Raw genomic sequence first — 3,014 nt, forward strand, 5'->3', positions numbered from 1 at the left:
GTGGCCGAACGCTACCGCCGGGCCGCCATCCCCCAACCGGTCTGAGGCCCCTGCCGACCGCCACCGCGAGAGCCCGGCCACACCACCCGCACGAACCACCGGCGGCCAGCACCTCACGGCCCGCCCGGCGCAGGAGACCCCCCCCAGCAGGCCCCTCCGGGTTCCACGCCCCCGGTCATCGAGTCAGCACACCAAGTGGCGCGCCCTCCACGGGGCTTGGTGTGAAGAACCCACCCCGGACACCCCCCGCGGTGGCGGGTCCCACTGGCCTCACCCTCCCCGGTGGGACCCGCCCCCCCTTTCCCACAACCTGGCCACAACCGGCAAACCGTGCACGCCCCACCCCGGGGCGGGGAACACCACCGGTGACGTCCCCACCCCCACCCGTGAGGCCAGCCATGACCGCCACCGCCCCTCTGGACATCCACGACCCCCTCTGCGACCGGGCCGTGGGAGCCCTCCTGGGCGCCGCCACCGCCGCCGCGCTGGTGGAGGCACCACCCGCCCTGACCACCCAGCTCACCGGCCCCACCCCCACCACCGGACCCGCCCGCCTGGCCCACCTGGTACGCACCGCCCTGACCAACCTGACCAGCACCGACCGGCTACCCGAACCCCCACCCGACCCCACCGCCCGCGCCTGGGCCCACACACTGCGCGCCACCACGCGCACCGGTACCCCGCCCGCCCACGCCCCCGACCTCGAACACACCCCCGCCGACAACCCCCTGGGCGCCTCCTGGCACGCCCTGACCCGCACCGCCCGCCCCCACCACGACCCCGCCGCGGGCACCTTCGCCTGCACCCACCTGGTCGACGCCATCCGGTGGACCCGGACCACCCACGGCGACCTGGCCGCCATGCACACCGGAGCCCTGGCCGGAGCGCTCTGGGGCGCCTCCGCCGTCCCCCTCCACGCCTGGCGGCGCCTGGCCCGCACCCTGGACCCCCACACCCTGGTCATCGACGCCCTGCGCACCGCCCGCGGCACCCACCCCCACCTGTGGCCCGAGACCGCGGTACGCACCCGACCGCACCAGCGCCTGCGCCCCTTCGCCATCACCCACCCCCTCGACCCCGGCGTGCTCCTGGCCAACCTCGACCACCTGCGCGCCCACCCCCACAGCGCCGACGCCGCCGTCTCCCTGTGCGCCACCCACCCCGACGACGCCCCCCACCTGCCCTCCCGCGACTGGGTGCGGGTCTGGCTGCACGACCGCCCCGGCGCCAACCAGAACCTGCACCACACCCTGGACGAGGCGGCCGCGGCCGTCGCCGCCCTGCGCGCCGAGGGCAAACGCGTCCTGCTGCACTGCTGGGCCGGGGCCTCGCGCACCCCCGCCGTGGCCGCCCGCTACGCCGTCGCCGCCCTGGGCGCCCCCACCCTGCCCACCCTGGCCCGCATGATCCGCGCCGTCGGCGGCCATCTGGACAACCCGACCCTGGCCCGCGCCGTCGCCGAACTCGACGGCCAGGACCTGCCCGACCCGGCCGCCGCGCTCTTCCCCGACGGGGTCCCCCCACGTCGCCCCGAACTACCAAAACCGCAGGTCAACGGGTGATAAGTTCCACAAACCACCACTTTCCGGTACCGTGACCCCCGCGTTACCCCTAGGCTCAGCGCCCAGACCCCGTGCGATGCCATCCGCCGGCGGTCACGGCTCCGCCCGTGCGCGCCCCACCCCCCACACCGGGACGCCACACATCCGACGCACCCCGCCCACCGGGGCACCCGCAACACGCGCCAGGAGGCGGCCGCCACTTCCCACCCGCGACGTTCAAAGGACAGCACCGTGGGCCAACACCAGCCCCAGAACACTCCCGACGCACCCCAGGACGCCCCCACCACCGTGGGCCCCCGCCTCGCCGCGGCCCGCAACCGCAAAAGACGCACACTGCTCATCGCGGGCTCCTGCGTCCTGGCCCTGGCCGTGGCGGGCACCGCCACCGCGGCGGTCGTGGTCACCGGCGCCGGTGACACCACCGTGGCCACCAACGCCGCCGGGATCCCCGAGGCCGACCCCGACCCGCTCGTGGCCGAGGACACCGCGCCCTCAGCCGACCCCTCGGCGGCCCAACGCGCCGAGCAGGCCGCCTCCGACGCGCGCCAGTCCGCCACCGCCACCGGCTCCGACATCGTCGAGGAGCCCCAGGAGACCACCGCACCCGAGGACGACTCCTCCTCCGGCGGCTCCGACAGCGGCTCCGACGCCCAGCCCACCGGCCAGGGCGGCAGCTGCCAGGCCTCCTTCTACGGCGCCGACCTCGCCGGAAGCGACACCGCCAACGGTGAGACCTTCGACCCCAGCGCCATGACCGCCGCGCACCTGACCCTGCCCTTCAACACCATGGTCCGGGTCACCAACACCGCCAACGGCTCCTCGGTCACCGTGCGCATCAACGACCGCGGCCCCTTCATCGACGGACGCTGCCTGGACCTGTCCACCGCGGCCTTCGAACAGATCGCCAGCACCAGCGCCGGCGTGGCCAACGTCAGCTGGGAGGTCGTGGCCTGACCACCCCTCCCGGGCCCGCTCACCCCCCACGGCCACGCCCCCGGAGGCGACCCGCGCCAGGAAAGGAACCCGGGAGAGCGGCCACCACTCCCGCAGGAACCACCCCGCCCGAGCGCCCCACCCCACCCGGGGGAGGGGCGCTCGCGCACGTCCACCCCCACGATCCCCGCGCACACGTCACCCACGCATGGCACAATCCCACCCACCGACGCAACCACCACCCACAAGGAGCACCGCGTTGTTCCGCACCACCACCGGCTGGGTCGTCTCACCCACCGACCTCGTCGACACCCTGGAGTGCGACCACCGCAGCGCCCTGAAGACCGCCCTGGCCGCCCACCTGCCCGGAGCACCCACCCCCCAGGACGTCGACCCCCTCATCGCCCGCCACGGACACGACCACGAACAGGCCGAACTCGACCGCCTCACCGACCTGTTCGGCCCCATCACCCACATCCAACCCCCCGAACCCGACGACGCCTCCCTGACCCGCGCCGC

General features: G+C 75.2%; 3 protein-coding genes. All 3 read left to right on the plus strand.

Annotated elements, in window-relative coordinates:
* Window positions 1–398: 398 nt before the first annotated feature.
* Window positions 399–1,562, plus strand: coding sequence for a dual specificity protein phosphatase family protein (locus tag D471_RS0105070; RefSeq protein WP_017597630.1), 1,164 nt, complete (start codon window positions 399–401; stop codon window positions 1,560–1,562).
* Window positions 1,563–1,793: 231 nt separating this feature from the next.
* A complete protein-coding gene (locus D471_RS0105075) occupies window positions 1,794–2,516 on the plus strand; it encodes a septal ring lytic transglycosylase RlpA family protein (protein ID WP_026127422.1) in 723 nt (240 codons plus the stop codon).
* Window positions 2,517–2,754: 238 nt separating this feature from the next.
* A partial coding sequence (locus tag D471_RS33080; protein WP_040688407.1) for a hypothetical protein occupies window positions 2,755–3,014 on the plus strand: 260 nt, incomplete at its 3' end.

The sequence above is a fragment of the Nocardiopsis lucentensis DSM 44048 genome (assembly GCF_000341125.1).
GTDB lineage: Bacteria > Actinomycetota > Actinomycetes > Streptosporangiales > Streptosporangiaceae > Nocardiopsis > Nocardiopsis lucentensis.